We start from the raw sequence: 26,245 nt of genomic DNA on the forward strand, positions 1-26,245 counted from the left end.
ACGCTCCGTGTCTAGGGGGTCTGCGGGCCCAAATCGGAAGAGCGCGCGCCGGGTTGACGTACCCAGGCATCAGACCCTCGAACCGTACCCGCTCCCGATCACACCAGGACGTGATCCACGAAGCACCACCGCCAGTCCTCGCCGGGCTCGAACGTCCGCATCACCGGATGGCCCGTCTCGTCGTGGTGGCGCGTCGCGTGCCGGCCGGGCGAGGTGTCGCAGCAGCCGACGTGCCCGCACGTCAGGCACAGACGCAACTGCACCGGGTGGGTACCGTCGCGCAGGCACTCCGGACACGTCTCGTTCAGCGGCGTGGGGTCCGGGTGCGGCAGCGTGTCCGCGTGCGTGCACTGTTTCATCGGGGCTCTCCTTCGTGGCTGCCCCAGGCCTCGGCCGGGGGTGGGGGCACCTTCTCGCTCGCGGGGGAGAGTGCCACTCACACGGAAAATGATATCTTGTGAGGCGTGACACAGCAGGTCAAGCGGGCGTTCAAGTACCGCTTCTACCCCACGGACGAGCAGGCGGCCGAGCTGTCGCGCACGTTCGGCTGTGTCCGCCTCGTCTACAACAAGGCGCTGGAGGAGCGCACCCGGGCCTGGTACGGCCAGCAGCGCCGGATCTCCTACGTGCAGTCGTCCGCCGCGCTGACCGAGTGGAAGAAGACCGGGGAACTCGCCTTCCTGGCCGAGGTGTCCAGCGTCCCCCTTCAGCAGGCGCTGCGGCATCTTCAGGCGGCGTTCGGGAACTTCTTCGCCAGACGGGCGAAGTATCCCCGGTACAAGTCGCGGAAGAAGTCCCGTGCGTCTGCCGAGTACACCCGCAGCGCCTTCGCCTGGCGCGACGGGCAGTTGACGCTCGCGAAGATGAGCGGGCCGCTGGACATCCGCTGGTCGCGTCCCCTGCCCGAGGGTGTGGAGCCGACCACGGTGACGGTGTCCCGCGACGCCGCGGGGCGCTGGTTCGTGTCCCTGCTGTGCGAGGACACCGTCACCCCGGCCCCCGCCACCGTGAACGCGGTCGGCCTGGACGCCGGGATCACGTCCCTGGTGACGCTGTCCACCGGGGAGAAGATCGCCAACCCGAAGCACGAGCGGCGCGACCGCTCCCGGCTGGCCCGCGCGCGGCGGGAGTCGTCGCGGAAGGCGAAGGGATCGGCGAACCGGGAGAAGGCCCGGCGCAGGGTCGCCAAGATCCACGCGCGGATCGCCGACCGGCGCCGTGACTTCCTGCACAAGCTGTCGACTCGTCTCGTCCGTGAGAACCAAACGGTCGTGATCGAGGACCTCACCGTCCGCAACCTGCTCAAGAACGGCAGGCTCGCGCGCGCCATCAGTGACGCGTCGTGGACGGAACTGCGCTCCATGCTGGAGTACAAGTGCGCCTGGTACGGGCGCGAACTCGTCGTGGTCGACCGCTGGTTCCCGTCCAGCAAGCTGTGCGGGGCCTGTGGCACGGTCGCGGCGAAAATGCCGTTGAACGTCCGCGAGTGGACGTGCGAGTGCGGCGCGGTGCACGACCGCGACGTGAACGCGGCACGCAACATCCTGGCCGCCGGGCTGGCGGCATCCGCCTGTGGAGACGGTGTAAGACCTCAACGGGAGTCCTCCCGGACGGGGCGGCCGTCGATGAAGCAGGAACCCCAGCGGGCGACCGCTGGAACCCCCCGCCCTTGAGGCGGGGGGAAAGTCAAGATTGCCAGGTTACGACGGCCGTACGGATGGCCGCGCGGAAAAACCGAGGAACGAGGGTGGCTCCGAGATGGATGTGATGCCGCTGCTCCTGCTGGTGGCGGGCAGCGCAGCGTTCGCGGCGGCGGCCCGCCGCACGCCCGTACCCGCGCCCCTGCTGCTCGTCGCGGTCGGCCTGGTGGTCTCGTACGTCCCCGGAGTCCCGGACTACACCCTCGACCCGGACGTCGTCCTCCCGCTGCTCCTGCCGCCGCTGCTGTACACGTCCGCCGCCGACAGCTCCTACCTCGACCTGCGCGCGCAGGTACGGCCCGTCGCGCTGCTGTCGGTCGGGTACGTGCTGTTCGCGACGCTCGCCGTCGGGTGGGCCGTGTACGAGCTGGTGCCCGGGATGCCGCTCACCGCGGCCCTCGTCCTCGGGGCCGTCGTCGCGCCCCCGGACGCCGTCGCCGCCACCGCCGTCGCCCGGCGCGTGGGGCTGCCGTCGCGGATCACGACGATCCTCCAGGGCGAGTCCCTCCTCAACGACGCCACCGCGATCACCGCGTACAAGGTCGCCGTCGCCGCGGCCGTCGGGGAGGGCGCGTCCTGGGCGGGCGGCATCGGGGAGTTCCTGGTCGCCGCGGTCGGCGGGACCGTCGTGGGGCTCGTCCTGATGGCGCCCCTGCACTGGCTGCGCACCCACCTCAAGGAACCCCTCCTCCAGAACACGCTCTCCCTGCTGATCCCCTTCGTCGCGTACTCCGCCGCCGAGCAGTTCCACGCCTCCGGGGTGATCGCCGTCGTCGTGGTCGCCCTCTATCTCGGCCACCGCGCGTGGGAGGTCGATTTCGCCACCCGCCTCCAGGAGGACGCCGTCTGGAAGATGGTCGCCTTCGTCCTGGAGTCCGCCGTCTTCGCCCTCATCGGCTTGCAGCTTCCCGTCGTCCTCAAGGGGCTCGACGAGTACGACGCCGGCGACGCCGCCTGGTACGCCGTCGCCGTGTTCCTCGTGGTCGTCGCCGCACGCTTCCTGTGGGTGTTCCCGGCCACCTTCCTGCCGCGCCTGCTGTTCACGCGCGTGCGCGAGCGCGAGGACAATCCGACCTGGCGCGGGCCCGTCGTCATCGGGTGGGCCGGGATGCGGGGCGTCGTCTCGCTGGCCATCGCGTTCTCCGTGCCGCTGACCCTCCACCACAGCGAAGAGCCGTTCCCCGAGCGGGATTTGGTGCTGTTCCTGACGTTCACGACCGTCATCGGGACGCTCGTCCTCCAGGGGCTGACGCTGCCCCCGCTGATCCGGCTCCTCAAGTTCCCCGAGGCCGACACGCGCGCGGCGACCCTCGCGGAGGCCAACGCGCAGGCGCAGGCGTCCCGGATCGCCGAGCAGCGGCTCGACGAACTGCTCTCCGACGAGCGCAACGCCCTTCCGCCGCCCCTCGCCGACCGGCTGCGGTCGGTCCTGGAACGCCGTCGCAACGCCGTGTGGGAGCGGCTGGGGCAGCCGAACCCGGTCACCGGGGAGAGCGTCGACGATACGTACCGGCGACTGGCCAGGGAGATGATCAGCGCCGAGCGGGAGGTGTTCGTGCGGCTGCGGGACGGTCGCCATATCGACGACGAGATGTTGCGGACGCTGCTCAGGAGGCTGGATCTGGAGGAGGCGGCTGCCTATCGGGAGGCTGAGTGAGGGCCTGCCGCACGAGCGCGAGCGAGTGGCGGGCTCCGGCGCGCTCCTCCACGAAATCGTCCTCGGGGAGGCCCTCCAGGACGGCGACCGCTTCGGCGGTGACCAGTTCGGCGTCCTCGAAACGCTTCGCGAGGATGAGGGCGCGCGCTTGCAGCTCCAGGGCTTCCAGCAGGTCGCCCGCGCCCTGGCCGGTCTCGCGGAACACCCTGCGCAGGACCTGTACGGCCTTGGCGTTCACCCGGAACGCGACGTGCGGGTTGCCGGAACCGGCCAGTGACCGCGCCTGCGCCTGGAAGGCCAGGCCGAGGACGTGGAGGTGCTCGCGGCCCTGGTCGCGGACGAGCCTGCGGGCCACGGTGACGGCCTCGTCCGCGGCTTCCAGGCTCTCCGCCCCTTCGGTGACGTGCGCCGCGATCAGGAGGGTCTCCGCGTGGTCGGACAGGTACGCCTCGGGGTGGGTGCGCGCCAGCAGGCGCCGGACGGGCAGGACCTCCCGGAGAGTCCTGCGCAGCGCGGGCACGTCGTCGAGGTCCGCCAGGATCTGTGCCAGGTGCTCCAGCGTGGAGTCCAGCTCCGTCAGGTAGGCGTCCGGCTCCTCCTCGGCGGCGGTCCTGCGCACCCGCAGCGACTCCTCGGCCGTCCCGAGCGCCCCTTCCAGGTCCCCCGCGCGGCGCTGGTGCCGGGACAGGGTGCTGAGCGAACGGGCGAGGTCGGGGAGCGCCTCCGGGTCGCGGTCCGCCAGCTCCCGCCGGAGAGCGACGGAGGCACGCGCCCGCGCGAGGGCCTCGTCGAACCGGCCGATGTCGGCGAGGCCGTAGGAGAGGTTGTTGAGCGTCGCGGCGACGGCGTTCACCTGGACGTCGGGATCCTCCGGTTCCTTCCATCGGGACAGCTCCTGAAGGGCTCTCTCGCCCTCCCTGACGGAGTCCTCGGGGCGCCCGGACTCGTTGAGCGAGCGGCACCGCTGACCCAGCAGCAGCCCCCGCAGCCATGCGGGCGCGTCCGGGGCGGTGTCGAGGAGGGCCAGCGCTGTGGCCGTGGTGGCCAGCGCCTCTTCGTGGCGTCCGGCGGCCACGAGGCGTCCGGCGAGGTTGTGCAGCGACCCCGCGCGCGCGAGCGGTGAGGTCGCCTCCTCGCCGTCCACCACCCGCTGCTGCAACCGCACGCTCAAGGAGATCAACGCCTGGCTCAGCAACGGCATCCGGTGGGCCAGCTCCACCAACTGCTCGTCCGGCAGCAGCTCCTCGTCCAGGATCACCTCCAACGCGCCCACCAGCACCGCCGGTTCCGCACTGCGCCGCACCGCCCCCAGCAACCGGGGCGCCAGTGTCCCCGGCGCCGCGCGCACCGCGTCGTACACGACCTCCGCGACACCCTCCACGCGCGCGGACGCCCTGCTCAGCACCAACAGGGCGTTGACCATCTCCTCGTTGTCCAGGACGTCGATCAGCCGCAGGAAGATCTCCGGCTCGTCCACCACGCGCGTGCCCACGAGGTACTCGCCCAGTGGGTCGGGCTCCAGGACGCCCCAGTACGCGGTGCTCGGGTACAGGTCCCGCAGCCAGTCGGCGACAGCTCGCCGTACCGCCTCCGGCTGGTCGCCGATGCGCGGCACGCGCGCGAGGAGGGTGTGGGCGCGCTCGCGCGGGACCGGGCCGACGAGGGTGGCCGTGACGACGGCGTTGCGGAGGGCCGCCTCACCGAGGAGGTTCAGCGGAGGGGCCTGGGAGGTGCTCTTCCAGTACGCCGCCTCGTGGCGCAGGAGCGTGTCCTGGGCCGCCGTGCCCGCCGAGGGGGCCAGGAGGCTCGCCAGGGCCGCCATATGGATCTCCAGGACGGTCCTGGGGGGCTTTGCGGGCTCCTCCCAGGGTGCGGACGCCACCGGCAGCCCCAGGGCCGCCACACCGCGCGCCAGGTCCGTCACGGCCGTACGGAACACGTCGGCGCCCAGCGACTCCGTGCCGGTGATGGACCAGCGGCGGGCGTTCTCGGCGAGGTCGGCGGCCTCGGGCCCGCTCGCGCGGAGTTCGTCCCACCAGCGGCCCTGCGCGCGGGCGATGAGGAGGATGCGGAGCGCTCCCGCGCGCGGGCGCCTCGCGACGATCTCCAGGAGGGCGCCGAGTTGTTCGACGCGGCTCTCGGCGTAGTCGACGACGAGCAGGACGGGGGACGTTGTCGAGGCGAACAGGGCGTCCGGGACGGCGTTGCGGGACAGGTGGACGACGGCATGGCGGGACGCGGCGAGGCGGTGGCCCAACTCCCGTGCCACCCGGGACTTTCCCGCGCCGCCCGCGCCGGTCAGGAGGGCGAGGGAGACGCCGTCGCCGTCCGTGCACCAGGCCGTCAGCTCGGCGAGCAGGTCCGCGCGGCCCGTGAAGCGGACCGTCTCCGCGCGCGGGTGCAGGAGCAGGGCGACGGAGGCGGGGACCAGGGGTGCCGAGGGCTGGGCCCGGTCCGCGAACTCGGCGGGCTCCAACGGGGCGTCCTGGCCGGTGTGTTGACGCAGGAGGTTCCGGAAGCCGGGGTCGGCCAGCAGGACGTACGCCGGGACCGCCTCCAGGCGGCTGTGCTGCCAGCCCGGGAGGTCCGCGACGGCCACGCCGAGCAGGAGGTCGCCGCACCAGACGGCGCCGCCGGACAGGCCCGCCCAGGGGGAGGCGCCCTCGGGCGGGGTGCCGGTGAGGTTCAGGACGTACCGGTCGCGCTCCACGGCGTCCAGGGGGTCGAGTTCGCCCCGGAAGGGACGGGAGCCGACCTGGTCACCGGCCCCTGCGGCGAAGCCGAGGAGGGTGATGCCGGCCGGCTCCGACGTGACCGGCGTCCCCCAGCGCACCGGCTCGACGCCCGGGAGGATGTCCTCCTCCGCGAGGAGCAGCGCGGCGTCGTAGTGCCGGTCGGAGCGGGACCAGACGACCTCGCAGCGCACGGGCGGAGTGCGGGGCGTGCGGACCGTCGCGTGCGTGCGCTCGCGCAGGACGTGGGCCGCCGTGAGGACCAGGCGCGGGGCGAGGACGAGGCCCGAGCCCTGGCCCGCCGCCTCGACCAGGGCGGTGCGGAGCCGGTCCGGCACGGGTCAGCGGCCGAACGCCGAGTCCAGGCCGCCGACTTGGGGCGGATGGTCGTTGCTGATCAGCAGCGGGTTGCCGGAGGCGTCCTTGGGGGTGAGGACGAACTTCACGCGGTGCGTGTCCTGTTTGGCCGCCTTGCCGCTGACGTCCGCCGACACGACCGCGCTGAAGATCCGGCTCACCCCGATCTTGGCGTTCACCTCTTTGGTCAGCGTGAACGCGAACTCCAGCTCGATGGGCCCCACTTCGAAGGAGAGGCCGCTGCCCGTGCCCGCCGTCGCCGCGCCGAGCAGCTCGTCGCGCAGCGCCTGGACCGCCTCGCCCACACCGATCTCGTCCGCCACAGGTTCCCCCCTGATCGCCGGTCAACTGACTCACTGTACGGCCGCCGGATCAGCCCGGGAACGGGGTTCCCGTGATCACCGCCGCGAGGGTCGTCCCGCGCGGGAAGGCGCCCTCGCGGGTCAGGGCGACAAGTCCGTACAGCAACTTGGCGACATAGAGACGCTCCACCGGCAGTCCGTGGCGGTCCTCGAAGTCCCGGGCGAAATCCTCCAGTTCGGGGGTGGTGCGGGCGTAGCCGCCGAAGTGGAAGCGCTCCTCCAGGTGCCAGTTCGTGAACTCCGCGCCGAACGCCTCCCGTTGGAGGGCGCGGATCTCCCCGGCGAGGAAGCCGCCCTTCAGCACCGGGACGCCCAGCGCCCGTTGCCCCGGGGCGAGGCCGGCCGCCAGACCCGCGAGGGTGCCGCCCGTACCGCAGGCGATCGCCGCCACGTCGACGCCGGCCAGCTCCTCGCCCAGGGCCCGGCAGCCGCGTACGGCCGCCGCGTTGCTGCCGCCCTCGGGGACGACGTACGCGTCCTCCGCGCCGGCGTCACGGAGGATCGCCGCGAGGGTCGCCGGGTCGGACTTGCGGCGGTACGTCGCGCGGTCGGTGAAGTGGAGGCGCATGCCGTGCGCGGCGCAGTGGGCCAGGGAGGGGTTCAGGGGGCGGGCGGCGAGTTCGTCGCCCCGGACGACGCCGACCGTGGGGATGCCCCGGGCCGCCCCGGCGGTGGCCGTCGCGCGGAGGTGGTTGGAGTAGGCGCCGCCGAACGTGAGGAGCGGGCGGCCGGACGCCGCTTCGAGATTCGGGGTCAGTTTGCGGTATTTGTTGCCGATCAGGGTGGGGTGCAGGAGGTCGTCGCGTTTCAGCAGAAGCCGGACGTCATGGCTGGTGAAACGTTCGTCCTGGGTTTCCTGGAGCGGGGAGGGCGAGGGCACCCGGCCATTGTCGAACACTGTTCGGTGAAACGTGCCTCTTCCCACTCTCGCGATGATCCATTCCCGCTCTTTCGGGTAATACCAAAGGCAGCTTTACTGCGGAAGGCTTGCCCGCGAGACGAGTGCCTGGCACACCACGTGGCAGTGCACGTAGCGGGAGGGCAATCCACCATGTCGGTAGGCGAAGAGATCCGCACCGAAGAGGGCGCGCCGCAGCAGAGCCTCGGGACGGCCGCGGCGCGGAACCTGGCCACCACCACCAAGTCCGTGCCGCAGATGCAGGAGATCAGCTCCCGCTGGCTGCTGCGCACGCTGCCGTGGGTCGACGTCCAGGGCGGCACGTACCGGGTGAACCGGCGGCTCACCTACTCCGTCGGTGACGGCCGCATCACCTTCGTCAAGACCGGCGACCGCGTCGAGGTGATCCCCGCCGAACTGGGCGAACTGCCCGCCCTGCGCGGCTACGAGGACGAGCAGGTCCTCGCCGAACTCGCCTCGCGCTCCCGCCAGCGCGAGATCGGCGCCGGAGAGGTCATCGCCTCCTTCGGCAGCTCGAACGACGAGGTGTTCCTGCTGGCGCACGGCCGCGTCGAGAAGGTCGGCACCGGCCCCTACGGCGACGACCAGGTCCTCGGAGTCCTCGCCGACGGCGCCTACTTCGGCGACCAGGCCCTCCTCGACGACGACGCGATCTGGGAGTTCACCGCCCGCGCGGTCACCGCCTGCACCGTCCTCACCCTGTCCCGGCAGGACTTCCAGCAGGTCGTCGAGCGCGGCGACTCGCTCCGCGCGCACCTCCAGGAACTGCGCTCCATCCCCGCGCAGAACACCAACAAGTACGGCGAGAAGGCCGTCGACCTCGCGGCCGGCCACTCCGGCGAACCGGACATCCCGCACACGTTCGTCGACTACGACGCCTCGCCCCGCGAGTACGAACTCAGCATCGCCCAGACCGTGCTGCGCATCCACTCGCGCGTCGCCGACCTCTACAACCAGCCCATGAACCAGACGGAGCAGCAACTGAGGCTCACCGTCGAGGCGCTGAAGGAGCGCCAGGAGCACGAGCTGGTCAACAACCGGGAGTTCGGGCTCCTCAACAACTGCGAGTACGACCAGCGCATCCAGCCCCACGACGGCGTGCCCGGGCCCGACGACATGGACGAGCTGCTCAGCCGCCGGCGCGGGACCAAGCTGTTCCTCGCGCACCCGCGCGCCATCGCCGCGTTCGGGCGCGAGCTGAACAAGCGCGGGCTCGTGCCCGAGACCATCGACATCGAGGGCAACCGCATCCCCACCTGGCGCGGCGTGCCGATCTACCCCTGCAACAAGATCCCCGTCTCCGAGGCCCGCACCAGCTCGATCATCGCCATGCGTCTCGGCGAGAAGGACCAGGGCGTCATCGGGCTGCGGCAGTCCGGGCTCCCCGACGAGATCGAGCCCAGCCTGTCCGTCCGGTTCATGGGCATCAACGAGCAGGCCATCATCAAGTACCTCGTCACCGCGTACTACTCCGCCGCCGTCCTCGTCCCGGACGCCCTCGGTGTCCTGGAGAACGTCGAGGTCGGTCGTTGGTGACCCTCCCTCCCGCCGTGTGTGCCCGCCCTTCGGGGCGGGTGCGCACATGACCGTCCAGGCCGGGGAAGTGGCCCACGAGGCCGCGCTCATCCTGGAGCGCGCCCGCGCCGACGTCGACCCCCAACTCCGGGTCGCCGTCGACTCGTTGCCGCCCGAGATGCGGCGGGTCGCCCGGTACCACTTCGGCTGGCAGGACGCGCGGGGGCGGGCGGTCGACGGGAACGCGGGCAAGGCGATACGGCCCGCGCTGGTGCTGGCCGCCGCCGAGGCGGTCGGGGGAACGGCCGGGCGTACGGCCGCCGTGCGGGCCGCCGCGGCCGTCGAACTCGTCCACAACTTCACGCTCCTCCACGACGACGTCATGGACCGCGATCCCACCCGGCGGCATCGGGCCACCGCGTGGAACGTCTTCGGCGATCCCGACGCGATCCTCTCCGGGGACGCGCTCCAGGCCCTCGCGTTCCAGCTCCTCGCCGGGGACCCCCATCCCGTCGCCCTCGCCGCCGTCGGGCGGCTCACCGCCTGTGTCATCGAGCTGTGCGAGGGGCAGCAGGTCGACACGGCCCTCGAACGCCGGGATCCTCGTGACGTGGGGCTGTCCGAGGTGCTGCGGATGGCCGAGGCGAAGACCGGGGCGCTGCTCGGGTGCGCCTGCGCGATCGGGGGGTTGTACGGCGGGGGGTCGCTTGAGGTCGTCGAGTCCCTCGACGCGTTCGGGCGGCAGGCCGGGCTCGCGTTCCAGCTCATCGACGACATCATCGGGATATGGGGGGATCCGCTGCACACCGGGAAGCCCGCGGGGGCGGATCTCGCGGCCCGGAAGAAGTCGTTGCCGGTCGTCGCGGCGTTGACCTCCGGTGGGGTGGCCGGGGAGGAACTGGCCGCGCTGTACTCCCTGCCGTACGCGGAGGGGGAGTTGGAGAGGGTCGTCCTCGCCGTGGAGCGGGCCGGGGGGCGGGACTGGGCTCAGATCGAGGCCGCGGACCGGATGGGGGTCGCGCTGGGGGAGCTGGCCCGGGCCGTGCCGGATCCGGAGCGGGCGGGAGGGTTGCTGACGCTGGCCGAGTTCGTCACCCGGCGGAGCAGCTGAGTTCTCCGGACCAGGTCCCGCACATCCCCACGGTGTGCGGGGCCTGTTTTATCGTGTCGGCATGTCTGATACCTCGTCCCATGTCCTGCATCTGACCGAGCGCGCTCTCTGGGAGGAGGCTCAGGAGACGGGCTCCTACGAGTGGTCCACCCGGGGGCGGACCCTTCACGACGAAGGGTTCGTGCACTGCTCCACCCGGGACCAGCTCGCAGGTACCGCCGCGCTCGTGTACGGCGACGACTACGTCGACCTCGTCGTGCTCGTGATCGACCCCGCCCGGCTGGGGGTGCCCGTGAGGTACGAGGGCGGGTTTCCGCACGTGTACGGGGCGGTTCCGGTGGGTGCGGTGGTGGGGGTCGAGACGTGGGGGTGAGGTCCACCCCCACGCCCTCCCCCTAGCTCCTCGGCAGGCCGCCCGTTTCCGCGTCCCTGCCCGTGAGGCAGTAGACGCCGCCGTCGGGGTCCCTCAGTACGGTCCAGTACGGGAACTCGGCTACCGTCCGCGCGCCCAACTCCTCGTGGCGGGAGCGGACTTCCGGGATGTTCGGGGACGCCGCGAGGTCCAGGTGGGCGGTCAGGGGCTGTTCCTGGTCCGTGCGTTGGAGGAGGAGGCGGATGGGGAGGCCGGGGGGTTGGATGAGGGCGTGGAACTCCGGGAGAGGGCTGGACGTTGAGGTCCATGTGGGGAGCAATGCGGTGAAGAAGGAGATCTCGGAGGCGTAGGCGGAAGGGGGGATGTCGATGCACACCTGGTCGAGGCGGCTCGCGGCGTGCACCGGGGGCCGGGTGGACTCGCCGCGCCAGGGGACCGCGCAGAAGAGCTGGCCCGCGGGGGAGCGCAGGACGGACCAGGTGGTGTGGTCGGCGATCATCCGCGCTCCCAGGTCCACCGCGCGCGCGGCGAACGCGCGGACGTCGGTCACCGCGAAGTCGATGTGCGCGCCGCCGGGACCCTCGGCGACTGTCTGGAACTTGACGCAGGGGTCGTATCCGCCGGCCGGGAGGAGCGTCGCGAACTCGGCCCGGTCTCCCCGGGGTTCGGACAGGCGCGTGCCCGTCACCTCCGCCCAGAAGCCGGCGGACGCCGGGGAGGGGCGGTCGATGAAGGCGTAGGTCCAGCGGACGTCGCTCATGCCGGCCTCTCCATGAAGCGCAGGAGGTTCCCGGCCGGGTCCCGCAGCGCGCAGTCGCGGACGCCGTACGGCTGGTCCGTGGGGTCCTGGAGGAGGTCGTAGCCCGCCTCGCGGACGCGGGACGCGAGAGCGTCGCAGTCCGGGGTCGCGAAGATCACGCCGCGCAGGAGGCCCTTGGCCAGCAGGCGGTTCAGGGACTCGCGGTCGGCGGCGGAGGCGTCGGGGCTGGCGTCCGGGGGTTCGAGGACGACGGAGACGTCGGGCTGGAGCGGCGAGCCGACGGTCACCCAGCGCATGCCTTCGTACGAGACGTCGTTACGGATCTCCAGGCCGAGGACGCCGACGTAGAAGTGCAGGGCCTTGTCGTGGTCATCCACGGCGATGAAGCACTGGTGGAGTTTCAGGTCCATGCCGGTCAGCTTAGGTAGGGCGGCGGCGTTTCGGCCTGGTGTATACCCGGGCCACGCACGGCGGGATGACCGCGCTCTCCTCGTGCGACCGCGCCCGGTACGCGCTCGGCGTCTCGCCGACCAACTCGGTGAACCGCGAGCTGAACGACCCCAGCGACGTACACCCCACGGCCATGCACACCTCGGTCACCGACAGGTCCCCGCGCCGCAGCAGCGCCTTGGCCCGCTCGACGCGCCGGGTCATCAGGTAGGCGTACGGCGTCTCCCCGTACTCGGCGCGGAAGCTGCGCTGGAAGTGCCCCGGCGACATGAGGGCCGTCGCGGCGAGGGCGGCGATGTCGAGGGGCTCGGCGTACTCCCGGTCCATGCGGTCCCGGGCCTGCCGCAGTCGCACAAGATCCTCGACGCTCACCATGTCCGCCAGCATGCCACGGAGCGCGTTCACTCTCCTGGCCGAGGCTTTGCCTGGGGTTCGCCCGGGATTGGCCTGCGCTTGTTTGCATGGGGGAATGGATCACATCACGTTCCTGGTGGCGGTGGTCATCGTCACGGCGCTGGCCTTCGATTTCACCAACGGTTTCCATGACACGGCCAACGCGATGGCGACGTCCATCGCGACGGGCGCGCTCGCGCCGCGCACGGCCGTCCTCATCAGCGGGGTGCTCAACGTCGTCGGCGCGTTCCTGTCGACGGAGGTCGCGAAGACGATCTCCGGCGGGATCGTGGACGACACGCTCGTCACGCCGGGGATGATCTTCGCGGGGCTGGTCGGGGCCATCCTCTGGAACCTCATGACCTGGCTGGTCGGGCTGCCGTCCAGCTCCTCGCACGCCCTGTTCGGCGGGCTGATCGGCGCGGTGTGGGTCGGCGCGGGCGAGCACGGCGTGCACTTCGACAAGGTCGTCGAGAAGGTGATCGTCCCGGCGGTGGCCTCCCCGGTCGTCGCCGGGGTCGCGGCGCTCGCGGCGACCTATCTCGCGTACAGGATCACCGAGCGGGCGAAGAAGAAGCCGGTCGAGAAGGGGTTCCGGTACGGGCAGATCGCCTCCGCGTCCCTCGTCTCCCTCGCGCACGGCACGAACGACGCGCAGAAGACCATGGGCGTCATCACCCTCACCCTGATCTCCGCGGGCGCGCTCGGCCACGACGCCGGCCCGCCGGTCTGGGTCGTCGCCTCCGCGGGCCTCGCGATCGGCCTCGGCACGTACCTCGGCGGCTGGCGGATCATCCGGACGATGGGCAAGGGGCTGACCGAGATCCAGTCGCCGCAGGGGTTCGCGGCCGAGACCGCGTCCACGACCGTCATCCTCACCTCCGCACACCTCGGCTTCGCGCTCTCCACGACCCAGGTCGCCTCCGGGTCCATCCTCGGCGCCGGCCTCGGCCGCCGGCTCGCGGAGGTCCGCTGGAGCGTCGCCGGGAAGATGGTCGTCGCCTGGCTGGTCACGCTGCCGGCCGCGGCGCTCGTCGGGGCCGTCGCCGCGTACGCCGTCAAGCACGGCGGGAACTTCGGTACGACGGTGGTCGCGCTGATCGGCGTCGCCGTCGCCGGGGGGATCTTCCTGGCCTCCCGCCGCAACCCCGTTCACGCGAGCAACGTCAACGACGCGCACGAGGTCGCGTTGCGCAGTGAGCCGCCGGCGCATGTCGGTACGGCTGCCTGAGCCTCTTCCCGCCCGAGTCTCTGAGGAGAACCTGATGCATCTCAACTGGAGCGCCCTCGGCCAGGTCGCCGCGGTCAGTCTCGGCGTCACCGTCGCGGTGGTCGTCGTCTTCAGCCTCGGCGTCCTCGGCCTCGCCCGGGGCCCGGAGGAGGGCACCCCGGCGGACGGCACGGCGTCGGTGGCTGGCCGGGTCCAGGCGGGCCTGTGCTTCCTCGCGTGCGCGGCGGTGGTGGCGTACGGGATCTATCTGATCGTGCCGCAGTTCCACTGAGCGGCTTCGGCGTACGGCGGCGGCCCGGGCTTCGGCTCGGGCCGCCGCCGTCGTACGGGGATGCTCAGGGCTGCGCCGCCAGGCGAACTTCCAGGCTGATCAGGGGAGTTACGCGGCGGCGTGCCATGCGGCGGCGGATCAGGGGGCGTTGGAGGAAGGCGGTCGCGAAGACGGCGGGTCCGCCACAGGGCCCGGGCGCCCATCCGGAGCAGGACGCCGCAGTCGTTGCCGGGGACCGTCGAGACGAGGAGGGCCGTGCCCGCGAACGCGGCGAGAGAGGCCGGCGCAGCGGCGGTGTCCCCGGCGGGTAAACGGATGGACAGAGGGCCGGCTCCCGCACATGATCGGGCGCATGATCAGAGACGCCACCGTGGACGACGTCGCGGAGATCCGCGCCATGATCCGTGAACTCGCCGAGTACGAGAGGGCGGTGGAGCAGGCGACGGCCACCGAGGAGCAGTTGCGGGAGGCGCTGTTCGGGGAGCGGCCGGCGGCGTACGCGTTGATCGCGCAGGACGACGCGACCGGCGCGACCGTGGGATACGCCCTGTGGTTCCCCCGCTTCTCCACCTGGACCGGGACCCGGGGGCTGCACCTGGAGGACCTCTACGTCCGGCCCTCGGCACGCGGCGCCGGACACGGCAAGGCCCTGCTCGCCGCGCTCGCCGCGATCTGCGTGGACCGGGGCTACGAGCGCTTCGAGTGGTGGGTCCTGGACTGGAACGAGCCCGCCATCGCCGTGTACAAGTCCCTCGGCGCCGAGTTCCTCGACGAGTGGCGGATCTGCCGACTGACCGGTACGCCGCTGGCGGAACTCGCCGCGTCCGCCTGAGAGAACCGACCGCACCCGGCGTCCGTGAGAGGCAGCCGGGTGCGGTCGGGAACAAGCGGAAAGCCGGTGGTCAGGCCTTCTTCGTCTCCCAGAAGATGCGGTCGATCTCGGCGATGAGTTCGAGCGCCTTCTCGCCGGTCTTCGGGTCGGTGGACGCCTTCGCGGCCGAGAGGGCCTTGAGGGTGTCGTTGACCAGGACGTGCAGCTCGGGGTACTTCTCGAAGTGCGGGGGCTTGAAGTAGTCGCTCCAGAGCACGGACACGTGGTGCTTCGCGAGCTCGGCGCGCTGCTCCTTGATGACCACGGCGCGGGCCTGGAAGTGCGGGTCGTCGTTGGCGGCCATCTTCTCCTGCACGGCCTTCACCGACTCCGCCTCGATGCGGGCCTGGGCCGGGTCGTACACGCCGCAGGGCAGGTCGCAGTGGGCGCTGACCTTGACCTTGGGGGCAAACAGGCGGGAAAGCATGGAGCGTTCCTTCCTCGTGATCGTCTTCTCAAGTGGGAGATTACTCCCTGAGGGACGGCTTTTCGCGAGCGCCCCCGGGGGCTTAGGACCAAAGTCCGGGGTCACACTGGACCCGCGGAGGACATATCCAGGGGAGGTGCCGGCGATGCCGGAGCTGTCGCAGGAGGCAGGAGCGGAACGCGGAAGGGCGGCCACGCCGTTCGGGCTCGCCGAGGTCACGGGCCCGTCCATGGTGCCCACGCTGCGCCACGGGGACCAGCTGGTCGTGCGGTACGGCGCGAAGGTGCGGGCCGGGGACGTCGTCGTCCTGCGCCATCCCTTCCAGCAGGATCTGCTCGTCGTGAAACGGGCCGTGGAGCGCCGGGACGGGGGGTGGTGGGTGCTCGGGGACAACGCGTACGCCGGCGGCGACTCCACGGACTACGGGACCGTCCCGGACGACCTCGTGCTCGGGAAGGTGCTGCTGCGGTACCGGGTGGCCGAGTCCGGTCAGCGCTCGCCGCTCGCGCTCGTGCGCTGGGCGCTCACCGCCGTGCGGCCCGTGCTGTCCGACCGGTCCGCCTCCAGGCGTTTGCGGGCGCGGTAGGCCGCCACGTTCGCGCGGGTCGCGCAGCGGTCCGAGCAGTAGCGGCGGGAGCGGTTCGTCGACGTGTCCAGGTACGCGTTGCGGCACGGGGCCGCCTCGCACAGGCCCAGGCGGTCCACGCCGTGCTCGGTGAGGTGGAAGGCCAGGCCCATCGCCGCGATGGCCGCGTAGCCCGCCGTGGCGTTCGACGGGTGGTCCGCGAGGTGCATGTGCCACAGCGGGTTGCCCTCGTCGTCCCGGAAGTCGTGGCCCGAGATCTGCGGGCTCACCGGGAACTCCAGCAGCAGGGAGTTCAGCAGGTTCACGGCGAGGGGCTCGTCCTTCGCGTCCGCCGCGTCGAACACCGCGCGCAGGCGGGCCCGTACGGACCTGAAGCGGGTGACGTCCGCGTCCGTGACCCTCCTGGCCGCCTCCTGGCTGCCGCCGAACAGGTCCCTCACCGCGTCGACCGAGGTCAACGTGTCCTTGTTGCGCGCCGGTTCCTCGGTGTTCACGAGACGTACGGCGTAGTCCGAGTAATAGGCCAGTTCCACTTGTAGTCCTTACGGAGGCGTTCTATCGTCGTCGTGGGCGCGGTCGGTAATGGCCGGTTGCCCTTACAGGGTATTACGTGTGCTGGGAGGGTTCATGAGTACCGTCGACATCACGGACTGGGCCGAGTGGCAGCGGAGCTGGGACCGGCAGCAGGAGTGGTACATGCCGGACCGTGAGGAGCGGTTCCGGGTCATGCTCGACATGGTGGAAGCCTTCGCCGGTACGGCGCCCCGGGTGCTCGACCTCGCGTGCGGGACCGGGTCCATCACCGCGCGGCTCCTCGAACGGTTCCCCGATGCCGTCTCCGTCGGCGTCGACCTCGATCCCGCGCTCCTCGCCATCGCGCGCGGCACCTTCGACGGGGACCCGCGGGTGACGCTCGTCGAGGCGGACCTCATGGACGCCGGGTGGGTCTCCCGGCTGCCCCACGACTCGTACGACGCCGTCCTCACCGCGACCGCGCTGCACTGGCTTCACCGGGGGCCCCTGGAGACGCTGTACGGGCAGCTCGCCGGGCTCGTCCGGCAGGGCGGGGTCTTCCTCAACGCCGATCACATGACCGACGAGACCACTCCCCGGATCAACGCCGCCGAACGTGCCCTGCGGGTTGCCCGGCAGGGCGCCGGGAAGGCCGCCGGTGCCCTCGACTGGGCCGAGTGGTGGCAGCTCGCCGCCGCCGATCCCGTCCTCGCCGGGCCCACCGCACGGCGGTTCGAGATCTACGGGGAGCACGCGGAGGGGGACACGCCGTCCGCGCAATGGCATGCCGGGGTCCTTCGGGGGGCGGGGTTCGGGGAGGTGCGGGGGGTGTGGTGCTCGCCGTCTGACACGCTGCTGCTGGCGTTGCGGTGATTTTCTCGCCCCCGCCGCCCCTACCCGTCCCATCCTTCGAAGGGGCGCTGCCCCTTCCACCCCGCCAGGGGCTCCGCCCCTGGACCCCGTTCGGCCCGAAGTGCCTCGTCCTCAAACTCCCCCAAGCTCTTCGAGCAGGGAGGTGCCCCCAGACGGGCTGAAAGGGAGGGGCCGTACTTGGTTTGTACGGCCCCTCTGCGTTCTACAGCACCTTCGACAAGAACGACTTCGTGCGTTCGTGCTGGGGGTCCGTGAGGACGTCCCTCGGGTTGCCGGATTCGACCACCACACCGCCGTCCATGAAGACCAGGCTGTCGCCGACCTCCCTCGCGAAGCCCATCTCGTGCGTGACGACGACCATCGTCATGCCGGATTCCGCGAGGTCGCGCATGACGTCCAGGACGTCGCCGACGAGTTCCGGGTCCAGGGCCGAGGTGGGCTCGTCGAAGAGCATCAGCTTCGGGTCCATGGCCAGGGCTCGGGCGATGGCCACGCGCTGCTGCTGGCCGCCGGAGAGCTGGGAGGGGTAGTTGCCGGCCTTGTCGGCCAGGCCGACGCGGTCCAGGAGCTGCATCGCGCGGTCCTTGGCCTGGGACTTGGCGGCGCCTCTGACCTGGACCGGGGCTTCCATGATGTTCTCTACGGCCGTCATGTGCGGGAAGAGGTTGAAGCGCTGGAAGACCATGCCGATGTCGCGGCGTTTGAGGGCGACCTCGCTGTCCTTCAGCTCGTACAGCTTGTCGCCCTTCTGGCGGTAGCCGACGAGTTCGCCGTCCACGTACAGGCGGCCGGCGTTGATCTTCTCCAGGTGGTTGATGCAGCGGAGGAAGGTCGACTTGCCGGAGCCGGAGGGGCCGATGAGGCAGAAGACCTCGCCGGACTTCACTTCGAGGTCGATGCCCTTGAGGACCTCGACGGGGCCGTAGGACTTGTGGACGCCCTCGGCCTTGACCATGGCGGTCACGCGGCACCTCCCTTGGGGCGACCCATGCCCAGTACGTTGACCTTGATCTTCTGCCACGGTGTCGGCGGGAGCTGGCGGCTGGAGCCACGCGCGTAGTACCGCTCCAGGTAGTACTGGCCGACGCTGAACACCGAGGTGAGCAGCAGGTACCAGGCCGCCGCGAGGAACAGCATCTCGGCGGGGGCGCCGGAGGTCTGCCCGATGTCCTGGGCGACGCGGAACAGTTCGCTGTACTGGACGACGGACACCAGGGACGTCGTCTTCAGCATGTTGATGACCTCGTTGCCCGTCGGCGGCACGATGACCCGCATGGCCTGCGGGATCACGATCCGGCGGAGTGTCCTGGCCTGGCTCATGCCGAGCGCGTGGGACGCCTCGGTCTGCCCCTCGTCGACCGCGAGGAGGCCCGCGCGGCAGATCTCCGCCATGTACGCGGCCTCGTTGAGCCCGAGCCCGAGCAGCGCCGTCAGCAACGGCGTCATGAAGTCGGACCAGTAGTCCTTGTAGATCGGCCCGAGGTTGATGTACTCGAAGACCAGGCCCAGGTTGAACCAGACGACGAGCTGCACCAGGACCGGCGTACCCCGGAAGAACCAGATGTAGAACCAGGCGATGGACGAGGTCACCGGGTTCTTGGACAGGCGCATGACGGCCAGCAGGATGCCGCCGACGATACCGATCGCCATCGAGAGGACCGTCAGGAGCAGCGTCTTGCCGACACCCTCCACGACCCGGTCGTCGAAGAAGTAGTCCGGGATCGCGCCCCAGTTGATCTTGCCCTGGGAGAAGGCGTAGACGATGCTGCCCAGCAGCGCCAGCGCGACCACGGCGGCCACGTAGCGGCCGTAGTGACGGACCGGGATGGCCTTGATGGCCTCGGGGCCGGCCGGCGGGGTGTCCGCCGGGCCGCCGTCCGTCTTGTCGATGTCAACAGTCACGGGTGTTGCCTCTCAGTGCCCGTCCCTCTGGGTCACTTGCCGGCGTTGACGGTCGCCTGGGTGACGGCACCGGAGGGGACGCCCCACTTGGCGAGGACCTTGGCGTACTCGCCATTCTTGATGATCGCGTCCATCGCGGCCTGGACCGCGTCCCGCAGCTGGGTGCTGGCCTTGCTGAACGCGATGCCGTACGGCGCCGCCTCGACCTGCTCGCCGACGAGCTGGAAGTCCTTGCCGCCGCCGGACGTCTTCACCGCGTACGCCGCGACGGGGAAGTCGGACGAGCCCGCGTCCGCGCCGCCCGCGCGCAGGCGGGTCTGGGCGTCCTGGTCGCTGTCGAAGGACTCCATGGCGATCGTCTTGCCCGCGGGGCACTTCTTCGACTCGGACTTCGCGAGGTCCTCGGAGACCGTGCCGCGCTGCACGACGATCTTCTTGCCGCAGAGGTCGGCCCAGGTCTTGATGCCCTGGTCCTTGCCCTTGGGGGTGTAGATCGAGACGCCGGCCGTGAAGTAGTCGACGAAGTCGACGCCCTCGCCGACCTTCTTGCCGGTGTCCTCGTCGACGCCGTTCTGGCGGTTCTTGGTGTCGGTCATCGCGGACATGACCAGGTCGTACCGCTTGGCGCGCAGACCGGTGACGAGGGACGTGAACGTGCCGTTCTCGAACTCGAACTTCACGCCGAGCTGCTTGCCCATCGCGTCGGCGAGGTCGGGGTCGATGCCGACGACCTTGCCGGAGCTGTCCTTGAACTCGACCGGGGCGTACGAGATGTCCGAGCCGACCTTGATGACGCCCTTGGAGCGGATGTCCGCGGGGAGCTTCGCGGCGAGCGGGGCGGACGCGGTGGACGTGTCGGCCGAGGACGAGCCGGCGTCCTTGTCCTTGTCCTTCGTCTGGTCACCGCACCCGGTGAGGATCAGCGCGCCCGCGACCGCGAGGGAGCCGACCGCGGCCAGACGGGTGCGCGCGGTGGTCGTACGGCGGGTGGTGCTTGCGGTCATCGTGGGTTCCTCCGGCGGATGGATGGAGTTGCCGATCGTGCGGGCACGGCCGACGGCGTCGGCCGTACTCCAGGACGGTGAGCGCTGCCGATGGGTTCGGTGGCGCCTGGTCGCATCTACACACACCTTCGAGTGTCGCGACCTCGTGTGATTACGGCATCTTGCCATTCGGACCATGCCGCGCACGCGGGAACCGATGTCAAAATCGGATAACGGGCGGTCCGGAAGAAGTGCCGGTCCGCCCCGCCCCGGCCGGTCCCGGCCGGATCATCTGCGGGAATGGTCCGTTCCGCCCGGAAGATCTTCTGCGTATCTCAGGATGTGGTACTGGACTGACGGGGTTTCCGGGGCGCACGGGGCCGGGTTTCGAGGTTGTCAAGAGTCGCCCTTGAGCTTGTCCGTATATCGGTGCATGAGTCATGTCACTGGGATATGACCTCCGGAGCGGGATGTAGGGCGTCGACAGATCGGGGGATGCGACCTTGCACGGATCTGACTCGTGCGGGGCGCGGTCCGTCGAGTAAAAAGGTTGTTCAACACCCCTCATCCGGGGCTCAAGAGTGCGTGTGCGGCGTGCTCGTCGCGTACTTGGCCTGGTCTGGCGTCACCGCCGTGGGCCGTGCGCGGTCCCGCCCGCTCCTCAATCAGGGGCGGCCACCCTCAAACATGAACGAGTAAGGGGTACGACACATGGCAGCGGAGATCGTCAATTCTCGCAGCGACAGCACGGGCGACGCGTTCGACCCGGCTTTCGCGCTGCACCGGGGCGGGAAAATGGCTGTTCAGGCCACTGTTCCGATCCGTGACAAGGACGACCTGTCCCTGGCCTACACGCCCGGCGTGGCCCGCGTGTGCACCGCCATCGCCGAGAAGCCGGAACTCGTCGACGACTACACGTGGAAGTCGTCCGTCGTCGCCGTCGTCACCGACGGTACGGCCGTCCTGGGGCTCGGCGACATCGGGCCCGAGGCGTCCCTCCCCGTGATGGAGGGCAAGGCCATCCTCTTCAAGCAGTTCGGCGGCGTCGACGCGGTGCCGATCGCGCTGGCCTGCACGGGCGTCGACGAGATCGTCGAGACCGTCGTGCGGCTCGCGCCCTCCTTCGGCGGCGTCAACCTCGAAGACATCTCGGCGCCGCGCTGCTTCGAGATCGAGCGGCGGTTGCAGGACGCGCTCGACATCCCCGTCTTCCACGACGACCAGCACGGGACCGCCGTCGTCACGCTGGCCGCCCTGCGCAACGCCGCCCGGCTGAGCGGGCGGGCCGTCGGGGACCTGCGTGCCGTCATCTCCGGCGCCGGTGCCGCGGGCGTCGCCATCGCGAAGATGCTCGTCGAGGCCGGGATCGGGGACGTCGCCGTCGCCGACCGCAAGGGTGTCGTCTCCGCCGACCGGGACGACCTCACGGACGTCAAGCGGGAGCTCGCCGGGTTCACGAACAAGGCGGGGCTGAGCGGGTCCCTCGAGGACGCGCTCGCCGGGGCCGACGTGTTCATCGGGGTGTCCGGGGGGACGGTGGCCGAGTCCGCCGTCGCTTCCATGGCGCCGGGGGCGTTCGTGTTCGCCATGGCCAATCCCAACCCCGAGGTCCACCCCGAGGTCGCGCACAAGTACGCGGCCGTCGTGGCCACGGGGCGGTCCGACTTCCCCAACCAGATCAACAATGTGCTGGCGTTCCCGGGGATCTTCGCCGGGGCGCTCCAGGTGCGGGCCTCCCGGATCACCGAGGGGATGAAGATCGCGGCGGCCGAGGCGTTGGCCGGGGTGGTCGGGGACGATCTCGCTGCCGACTATGTGATTCCGTCGCCGTTCGACGAGCGGGTCGCGCCCGCGGTGACGGCGGCTGTCGCGGCTGCGGCTCGGGCGGAGGGTGTTGCCCGCAGGTGAGTTGAGATGGCCCCGTCTCTTTGGCGGGGCCATTTCTTTCCCGTGCGGGTTCGTTGTGGCTGGTCGCGCTCACGCGGCGGTAGCCGCATATGCGATACAGCCCCGCGCCCCTTTGGGGCGATGATGCTCACCCTCGTTTGCAAGTAGGTGTGTGTCACATCGCCGGGTCGTGTCGCTCCCCGCTGTTTCTCCCTATCGTCTAACCCATGTTTGCTGCCTACGCCGCCCGCATCGACCGTGATCAGCCGCTCGCCGGGCTGGAGTTGGGGGAGCGGCCGGCTCCTGTGGCGCCGCCCGGGTGGAGTGTCGTCGATGTGCGGGCCGCCTCGCTCAACCACCATGACCTGTGGTCCTTGCGGGGGGTCGGGCTGGGTGAGGACAAGCTGCCGATGATTCTGGGGTGCGACGCCGCCGGGGTGGACGCGGACGGGAACGAGGTCGTCGTGCACTCCGTCATCGGGCAGACCGGGCACGGGGTGGGGCCCCGGGAGCCCCGGTCGATCCTCACCGAGCGGTATCAGGGGACGTTCGCCGAGCAAGTCGCCGTACCCGCCTGGAACTTGCTGCCCAAGCCGAAGGAGCTGTCCTTCGCCGAGGCCGCTTGTCTGCCCACCGCCTGGCTCACCGCGTACCGGATGCTGTTCACCAACGCCGGGGTGCGGCCCGGGGATTCGGTGCTCGTGCAGGGGGCCGGGGGCGGGGTCGCGACCGCGGCGATCGTGCTCGGGAAGGCGGCCGGGCTGCGGGTGTTCGCGACCAGCCGGGACGAGGCCAAGCGGAAGCGCGCTGTCGAGCTGGGGGCCGTCGAAGCCGTCGAGCCCGGCGCCCGGCTGCCGCAGCGGGTCGACGCCGTGATCGAGACCGTGGGGGCCGCGACGTGGTCGCACTCCGTGAAGTCGCTGCGGCCCGGGGGGACGCTCGTCATCTCGGGGGCCACCAGCGGGGACCGGCCCTCGCACGCCGAACTGACCCGGATCTTCTTCCTGGAGCTGAAGGTCGTGGGGTCGACCATGGGGACCAAGGACGAACTGGAGGACCTGCTCTCCTTCTGCGCCGCCACGGGCGTACGGCCGGTGATCGACGAGGAGCTGCCGTTGGACCGGGCGCGGGAGGGGTTCGAGCGGCTGGAGTCGGGGGAGCAGTTCGGGAAGATCGTGCTGACCCGGGGGTGACGGGTCGGTGAGGTGATGGTGAGGGGTGGTGAGGGGCGGGTCCCGGTGGGCCCGTCCCTTTTCCGGTTTCCGGCGCCGATGGTGTCAACTTTGGTTGACGATGACGGGGTGTCAATGTAGGTTGACACGCATGACCGAAGCTACGGATCTCGCGGCGCGCGCCGGGGATCGTGACCCCAGGGTCGGGCTGCGCGCCGTCGCCGCCCTGCGCAGGCTGCTGGAGCAGCTGGAGGCCGTACAGGTGCGCGGCGCGCGGGTACAAGGGTGGTCGTGGCAGGAGATCGCCACGGAACTCGGCGTCAGCAGGCAGGCCGTGCACAAGAAATACGGGAGGCAGTGATGTTCGAACGCTTCACCAAGGACGCCCGTGACGTGGTGCGCGGCGCCGTCGACCAGTGCGAAGGGACGGGCGGGCGGACCGTCGGCGTCGACCATCTGCTGCTCGCCCTCCTCGACCGGGAGGGCAGCCGGGGTTCCTTCGCCCTGGCCTCCCTCGGCGCCGAACGCTGGCGCGACTCCGTACGGGAGGAACTCGCCGACGCCCGCCGCCGGGCCGGCCTCTCCCGCGCCGAGTCCGACGCGCTCGCCGGACTCGGGATCGACGTCACCGAGATCGTGGCCCGGGTGGAGGAGGCGCACGGGGTGGGGGCGCTGTCCGGGGACGTCCGGGACAAGGGGTGGTGGAGCGGGCGGCGCTCCTTCGGGCGGGAGGCCAAGGACGTGCTGGAACGGTCGCTGCGTATCGCCGTCGCCCATCGGGACCGGCACATCGGGGACGAGCACATCCTGCTGGCGGTGACCGTTCTGCCGGGGGCGGCCGGGGAGGTGCTCGCGGACCGGGGGGTCACCTACGAGGCGGTGACCCGGGTGCTGTACGGCGGGGGTGAGCTGCGGGCGGGGTGAGGCGGGTGGCCGGTGAGTGGTGAGTAGTGGGTGTCCGGTGAGGGGCGGGTGTTCGGTGAGCGGTGGGCGTCCGGTGAGGGGCGCGCCCGCCTCTCCACGGCCTCTTGAGGGTGGGGGCCGGGGCGGGGCGGGTGCCTCCCTTCATGTCCCCGGCTGCCTCAGGACCGCCTCGATGCGGGCCGCCGCCGTGGACAAGTGGTGGCGGGCCTCCCGGAGTTGGTCCGCCGTGACGCCCTGGTCGCGGGCCGTGTCGCGGATGTCGTCGCGGAAGCGGTCGAGGAGGCGGTCGAGGTCGCGGGCGGGGTTGCCGGTGGGGGGTTCGTGGGTCCAGGAGGGCTCGTAGCCGAACGGGACGTCCTCGGCGGTGGCGTGGTGGTCCGAGGTGGCCGCGCCCTCCCGGGAGGCCGTGCCCGCGCCGAACGTGAAGCCCAGGTCCTTGCCGAACCCCTTCCCGAAGTCCTTGCCGAAATCGCCGAACTCCTTGGCCAGTTCGGTCAGCCCCTCGCGGACACCGGTCGGCCAGTCGCCCCGGGAGAAGTGGTCCTGGACCTGCTCCTGCACCCGGCGCGCGATGCGCTGCACCTCCTCCTGGGCCTGCGCGCGGGCGTGGTCCTGCGCCTCCTTGGCCAGGCGGCGGGCGCGCTGGGCCTCCTCGCGGGCGCGGCGGCTCTCGTCCTTCGCGCGGCGGGCCTGGTCCTTCCAGCCCTGCTTGACGCGGCGCATCTCCTCCTTCGCCGCCTGCCACGCCTCGGCGTCCTCGCCGCTCCTGTCGTGGAGGGCGTCGCCGTCGGCGCCCTCGCGGGCCTGTGTCGCCGCCGCGCGCATCTCCCTGCGCAGGTCGCCGGCCGCGCCCCGGACGTCCGCCCGGATCTCCGCCGCGAGCTCGGCGACCGACTCGCGGATCTCCAGCTCCAGGTCGGCGAGTTCGCCGCTGCGGTCGGCGAGTTCGGCGCGGCCCGCGTCGGTGATCGCGTACACCTTGCGCCCGCCCTCGGTGGTGTGGGTGACCAGGCCCTCGGCCTCCAGCTTGGCGAGGCGGGGGTAGACCGTGCCGGCGGAGGGGGCGTACAGGCCCTGGAAGCGTTCCTCAAGGAGGCGGATCACCTCGTAGCCGTGGCGCGGGGCCTCGTCCAGCAGCTTGAGCAGGTAGAGGCGCAGACGGCCGTGGGCGAAGACGGGGGGCATGTCAGAGCACCTTCTTGTCGGTCGGGCCGTCGGCCGGGCCGTCGGGGGCGTCGTCGGTCGAGGCGTCGTCGGTGGGGGAGGGGGCGGCGGGGGTGGTGTCGGTCGGGGTGGCCGGGGAACTCTGGGGGGCCGAAGGGGAGTTGGGGGTGGCCGGAGTGGCCGGAGTGGCCGGAGTGGCCGGAGTGGCCGGGGGCTCCCATGCCGCCGGGGTGTCCTCCGGGTCCGCCTCCCACGCGCCGTCCTCCGTGGGCGGCCTGCGCAGGAGGGCGATCGAGCCGGAGACCGTCGTGGCCTTGAGGCGGCCGTTGCCGTTGCCCAGGCGGCCGGTGATGCGTTTGGCGCCCCACTGGCCGCTCACCCGGAGGTCCTCGAAGGCGTTGGAGACCTTGCCGCTGGTGGTGTTGGCCTCCACCGTCGCGTCGGCCGGGTGGGGGAGGCGGATGGCGATCTCGCCCGAGACGTTCGTCAGGGAGACGTCCGTGGGGCCCGCCGTCGGGTCCAGGTCGACGATCATCGAGCCGTTCACCGACTCGGCCTTCACGCGGGAGCCCGCCTCGACGACCGTCAGATCGCCGGAGACCGAGGTGAAGCGCAGGTCGCCGGTGAGCGCCTGGGCCTCCACGCCACCGGAGACCGTCTCCGCGCGGACCGGGCCCGACAGGCCCACCAGCGTGATGTCCCCGCTGACGCCCTGGACGCTCGCGCGGCCTTCGAGGCCGGAGACCACCGCCGACGCGTCCACCACGCCCACCGCGACCCGCGTGTCCGTCGGCACCGCCAGCGTCACCACCGCGTGCCGCCGCCAGCCCTTGCGGTCGAGCCACTTGAGGAAGCCCTTCCAGGGCAGGTCCTCGTACGTCACTGTCAGGACGCCGTCCCGGTGCGTCACGATCAGGGGCGGGCCCTCGATCGCGGAGACCTCCAGGCGGGGGGAACCTTCGTCGGTGCCCACGACGTTCACCGCTCCGGAGACCAGCCGGACGCTCAGCTCCCGCACCGGTTCGTCGAAGGAGAACTTCTTCAGTTCGGACACGGACCACTCGGGCATGACGCTGACCCTCCTCCTCGACGACACGCCATATCGCGTCTTC

The 26,245-nt window shown here is 71.2% G+C and carries 28 protein-coding genes; 14 read left to right on the forward strand and 14 right to left on the reverse strand.

Annotated elements, in window-relative coordinates:
• Window positions 1–98 precede the first annotated feature (98 nt).
• Window positions 99–359: a UBP-type zinc finger domain-containing protein gene (locus tag PV682_RS33640; protein ID WP_010353611.1), complete on the reverse strand. Its 261-nt coding sequence runs from the start codon at window positions 357–359 to the stop codon at window positions 99–101.
• Between the two features lie 105 nt (window positions 360–464).
• Here PV682_RS33640 and PV682_RS33645 point away from each other — a divergent pair, with 105 nt between their 5' ends.
• Both PV682_RS33645 and PV682_RS33650 read left to right on the forward strand, forming a co-directional pair.
• The gene (locus PV682_RS33645) at window positions 465–1,673 is read left to right on the forward strand and encodes an RNA-guided endonuclease InsQ/TnpB family protein (RefSeq protein ID WP_319735544.1); all 1,209 of its coding nucleotides are present in this window, start codon (window positions 465–467) and stop codon (window positions 1,671–1,673) included.
• 85 nt (window positions 1,674–1,758) lie between these two features.
• Entirely contained in the window at window positions 1,759–3,357 is a 1,599-nt protein-coding gene (locus PV682_RS33650; RefSeq protein WP_319735545.1) for a Na+/H+ antiporter, read from the forward strand.
• On the opposite strand, the gene PV682_RS33655 is transcribed toward PV682_RS33650, so the two are convergent.
• Genes PV682_RS33655 through PV682_RS33665 form a run of 3 tightly spaced genes read right to left on the reverse strand, consistent with a single transcriptional unit; the run spans window position 3,308 to window position 7,688 of the window.
• The gene (locus tag PV682_RS33655; RefSeq protein ID WP_319735546.1) at window positions 3,308–6,427 is read right to left on the reverse strand and encodes a trypsin-like peptidase domain-containing protein; all 3,120 of its coding nucleotides are present in this window, start codon (window positions 6,425–6,427) and stop codon (window positions 3,308–3,310) included. The two genes, PV682_RS33650 and PV682_RS33655, sit on opposite strands and share 50 nt — an antisense overlap.
• Window positions 6,428–6,430: 3 nt before the next feature.
• Window positions 6,431–6,769, reverse strand: coding sequence for a trypco2 family protein (locus PV682_RS33660; protein ID WP_319735547.1), 339 nt, complete (start codon window positions 6,767–6,769; stop codon window positions 6,431–6,433).
• Between the two features lie 49 nt (window positions 6,770–6,818).
• Window positions 6,819–7,688, reverse strand: a complete 870-nt coding sequence (locus tag PV682_RS33665; protein ID WP_319735548.1) for a 1-aminocyclopropane-1-carboxylate deaminase/D-cysteine desulfhydrase — start codon at window positions 7,686–7,688, stop codon at window positions 6,819–6,821.
• Window positions 7,689–7,859: 171 nt separating this feature from the next.
• Here PV682_RS33665 and PV682_RS33670 point away from each other — a divergent pair, with 171 nt between their 5' ends.
• From PV682_RS33670 to PV682_RS33680, 3 genes are all read left to right on the forward strand, one after another.
• Entirely contained in the window at window positions 7,860–9,263 is a 1,404-nt protein-coding gene (locus PV682_RS33670; RefSeq protein WP_319735549.1) for a family 2B encapsulin nanocompartment shell protein, read from the forward strand.
• Between the two features lie 46 nt (window positions 9,264–9,309).
• Window positions 9,310–10,353 (forward strand): family 2 encapsulin nanocompartment cargo protein polyprenyl transferase, encoded by a 1,044-nt coding sequence (locus PV682_RS33675; protein WP_319735550.1) that lies wholly within the window; start codon window positions 9,310–9,312, stop codon window positions 10,351–10,353.
• 61 nt (window positions 10,354–10,414) lie between these two features.
• Entirely contained in the window at window positions 10,415–10,726 is a 312-nt protein-coding gene (locus PV682_RS33680) for a DUF952 domain-containing protein (protein ID WP_319735551.1), read from the forward strand.
• 22 nt (window positions 10,727–10,748) lie between these two features.
• On the opposite strand, the gene PV682_RS33685 is transcribed toward PV682_RS33680, so the two are convergent.
• The 3 genes from PV682_RS33685 to PV682_RS33695 are packed head-to-tail and all read right to left on the reverse strand — an operon-like array spanning window position 10,749 to window position 12,311.
• On the reverse strand, window positions 10,749–11,486 hold the full coding sequence (locus PV682_RS33685) for a VOC family protein (protein WP_319735552.1): 738 nt from the start codon (window positions 11,484–11,486) through the stop codon (window positions 10,749–10,751).
• Window positions 11,483–11,896 carry a VOC family protein gene (locus PV682_RS33690; RefSeq protein WP_319735553.1) on the reverse strand — a complete coding sequence of 138 codons (414 nt, stop codon included), beginning with the start codon at window positions 11,894–11,896 and terminating at the stop codon, window positions 11,483–11,485. Before PV682_RS33690 ends, PV682_RS33685 begins: the two co-directional genes overlap by 4 nt.
• 10 nt (window positions 11,897–11,906) lie before the next feature.
• On the reverse strand, window positions 11,907–12,311 hold the full coding sequence (locus PV682_RS33695) for a helix-turn-helix transcriptional regulator (protein ID WP_319735589.1): 405 nt from the start codon (window positions 12,309–12,311) through the stop codon (window positions 11,907–11,909).
• Between the two features lie 94 nt (window positions 12,312–12,405).
• On the opposite strand from PV682_RS33695, the gene PV682_RS33700 reads away from it, so the two are divergent.
• From PV682_RS33700 to PV682_RS33710, 3 genes are all read left to right on the forward strand, one after another.
• Window positions 12,406–13,560, forward strand: a complete 1,155-nt coding sequence (locus PV682_RS33700; protein ID WP_319735554.1) for an inorganic phosphate transporter — start codon at window positions 12,406–12,408, stop codon at window positions 13,558–13,560.
• 34 nt (window positions 13,561–13,594) lie between these two features.
• Entirely contained in the window at window positions 13,595–13,831 is a 237-nt protein-coding gene (locus PV682_RS33705; RefSeq protein WP_319735555.1) for a hypothetical protein, read from the forward strand.
• Between the two features lie 352 nt (window positions 13,832–14,183).
• Window positions 14,184–14,663, forward strand: a complete 480-nt coding sequence (locus PV682_RS33710) for a GNAT family N-acetyltransferase (RefSeq protein WP_319735556.1) — start codon at window positions 14,184–14,186, stop codon at window positions 14,661–14,663.
• 70 nt (window positions 14,664–14,733) lie between these two features.
• Here PV682_RS33710 and sodN read toward each other — a convergent pair whose 3' ends face one another.
• Window positions 14,734–15,129, reverse strand: coding sequence for a superoxide dismutase, Ni (sodN, locus tag PV682_RS33715; RefSeq protein ID WP_010353595.1), 396 nt, complete (start codon window positions 15,127–15,129; stop codon window positions 14,734–14,736).
• Window positions 15,130–15,274: 145 nt separating this feature from the next.
• Here sodN and sodX point away from each other — a divergent pair, with 145 nt between their 5' ends.
• Window positions 15,275–15,715: a nickel-type superoxide dismutase maturation protease gene (gene sodX / locus PV682_RS33720; RefSeq protein ID WP_319735557.1), complete on the forward strand. Its 441-nt coding sequence runs from the start codon at window positions 15,275–15,277 to the stop codon at window positions 15,713–15,715.
• On the opposite strand, the gene PV682_RS33725 is transcribed toward sodX, so the two are convergent.
• On the reverse strand, window positions 15,619–16,248 hold the full coding sequence (locus PV682_RS33725) for a CGNR zinc finger domain-containing protein (RefSeq protein ID WP_319735558.1): 630 nt from the start codon (window positions 16,246–16,248) through the stop codon (window positions 15,619–15,621). The genes sodX and PV682_RS33725 overlap by 97 nt on opposite strands.
• Window positions 16,249–16,342: 94 nt before the next feature.
• On the opposite strand from PV682_RS33725, the gene PV682_RS33730 reads away from it, so the two are divergent.
• Window positions 16,343–17,101 (forward strand): class I SAM-dependent methyltransferase, encoded by a 759-nt coding sequence (locus tag PV682_RS33730; RefSeq protein WP_319735559.1) that lies wholly within the window; start codon window positions 16,343–16,345, stop codon window positions 17,099–17,101.
• Window positions 17,102–17,303: 202 nt separating this feature from the next.
• Here the strand turns inward: PV682_RS33730 and PV682_RS33735 are convergent, their stop codons facing one another.
• Genes PV682_RS33735 through PV682_RS33745 form a run of 3 tightly spaced genes read right to left on the reverse strand, consistent with a single transcriptional unit; the run spans window position 17,304 to window position 20,007 of the window.
• The gene (locus PV682_RS33735; protein ID WP_112476162.1) at window positions 17,304–18,065 is read right to left on the reverse strand and encodes an amino acid ABC transporter ATP-binding protein; all 762 of its coding nucleotides are present in this window, start codon (window positions 18,063–18,065) and stop codon (window positions 17,304–17,306) included.
• A complete protein-coding gene (locus tag PV682_RS33740) occupies window positions 18,062–19,003 on the reverse strand; it encodes an amino acid ABC transporter permease (RefSeq protein ID WP_319735560.1) in 942 nt (313 codons plus the stop codon). The genes PV682_RS33735 and PV682_RS33740 overlap by 4 nt, the downstream gene beginning before the upstream one ends.
• A 32-nt stretch (window positions 19,004–19,035) precedes the next feature.
• Window positions 19,036–20,007: an ABC transporter substrate-binding protein gene (locus tag PV682_RS33745; RefSeq protein ID WP_319735561.1), complete on the reverse strand. Its 972-nt coding sequence runs from the start codon at window positions 20,005–20,007 to the stop codon at window positions 19,036–19,038.
• A 690-nt stretch (window positions 20,008–20,697) separates the two neighbouring features.
• Here PV682_RS33745 and PV682_RS33750 point away from each other — a divergent pair.
• The 4 genes from PV682_RS33750 (at window position 20,698) to PV682_RS33765 (ending at window position 23,969) form a co-directional block, all read left to right on the forward strand.
• Window positions 20,698–21,894 carry an NAD(P)-dependent malic enzyme gene (locus PV682_RS33750; RefSeq protein WP_319735562.1) on the forward strand — a complete coding sequence of 399 codons (1,197 nt, stop codon included), beginning with the start codon at window positions 20,698–20,700 and terminating at the stop codon, window positions 21,892–21,894.
• A 206-nt stretch (window positions 21,895–22,100) separates the two neighbouring features.
• Window positions 22,101–23,066 (forward strand): zinc-binding dehydrogenase, encoded by a 966-nt coding sequence (locus PV682_RS33755; RefSeq protein ID WP_319735563.1) that lies wholly within the window; start codon window positions 22,101–22,103, stop codon window positions 23,064–23,066.
• A gap of 130 nt (window positions 23,067–23,196) precedes the next feature.
• Window positions 23,197–23,406 (forward strand): RNA polymerase sigma factor sigma-70 region 4 domain-containing protein, encoded by a 210-nt coding sequence (locus PV682_RS33760; protein WP_319735564.1) that lies wholly within the window; start codon window positions 23,197–23,199, stop codon window positions 23,404–23,406.
• Window positions 23,406–23,969: a Clp protease N-terminal domain-containing protein gene (locus PV682_RS33765; RefSeq protein WP_319735565.1), complete on the forward strand. Its 564-nt coding sequence runs from the start codon at window positions 23,406–23,408 to the stop codon at window positions 23,967–23,969. Before PV682_RS33760 ends, PV682_RS33765 begins: the two co-directional genes overlap by 1 nt.
• Before the next feature lie 141 nt (window positions 23,970–24,110).
• Here PV682_RS33765 and PV682_RS33770 read toward each other — a convergent pair whose 3' ends face one another.
• Both PV682_RS33770 and PV682_RS33775 read right to left on the reverse strand, forming a co-directional pair.
• Window positions 24,111–25,154, reverse strand: a complete 1,044-nt coding sequence (locus PV682_RS33770; protein ID WP_319735566.1) for a PadR family transcriptional regulator — start codon at window positions 25,152–25,154, stop codon at window positions 24,111–24,113.
• A gap of 1 nt (window position 25,155) precedes the next feature.
• Window positions 25,156–26,202: a DUF4097 family beta strand repeat-containing protein gene (locus PV682_RS33775; RefSeq protein ID WP_319735567.1), complete on the reverse strand. Its 1,047-nt coding sequence runs from the start codon at window positions 26,200–26,202 to the stop codon at window positions 25,156–25,158.
• Window positions 26,203–26,245: the final 43 nt, after the last annotated feature.

Source organism: Streptomyces niveiscabiei, assembly GCF_033794345.1.
GTDB lineage: Bacteria > Actinomycetota > Actinomycetes > Streptomycetales > Streptomycetaceae > Streptomyces > Streptomyces niveiscabiei.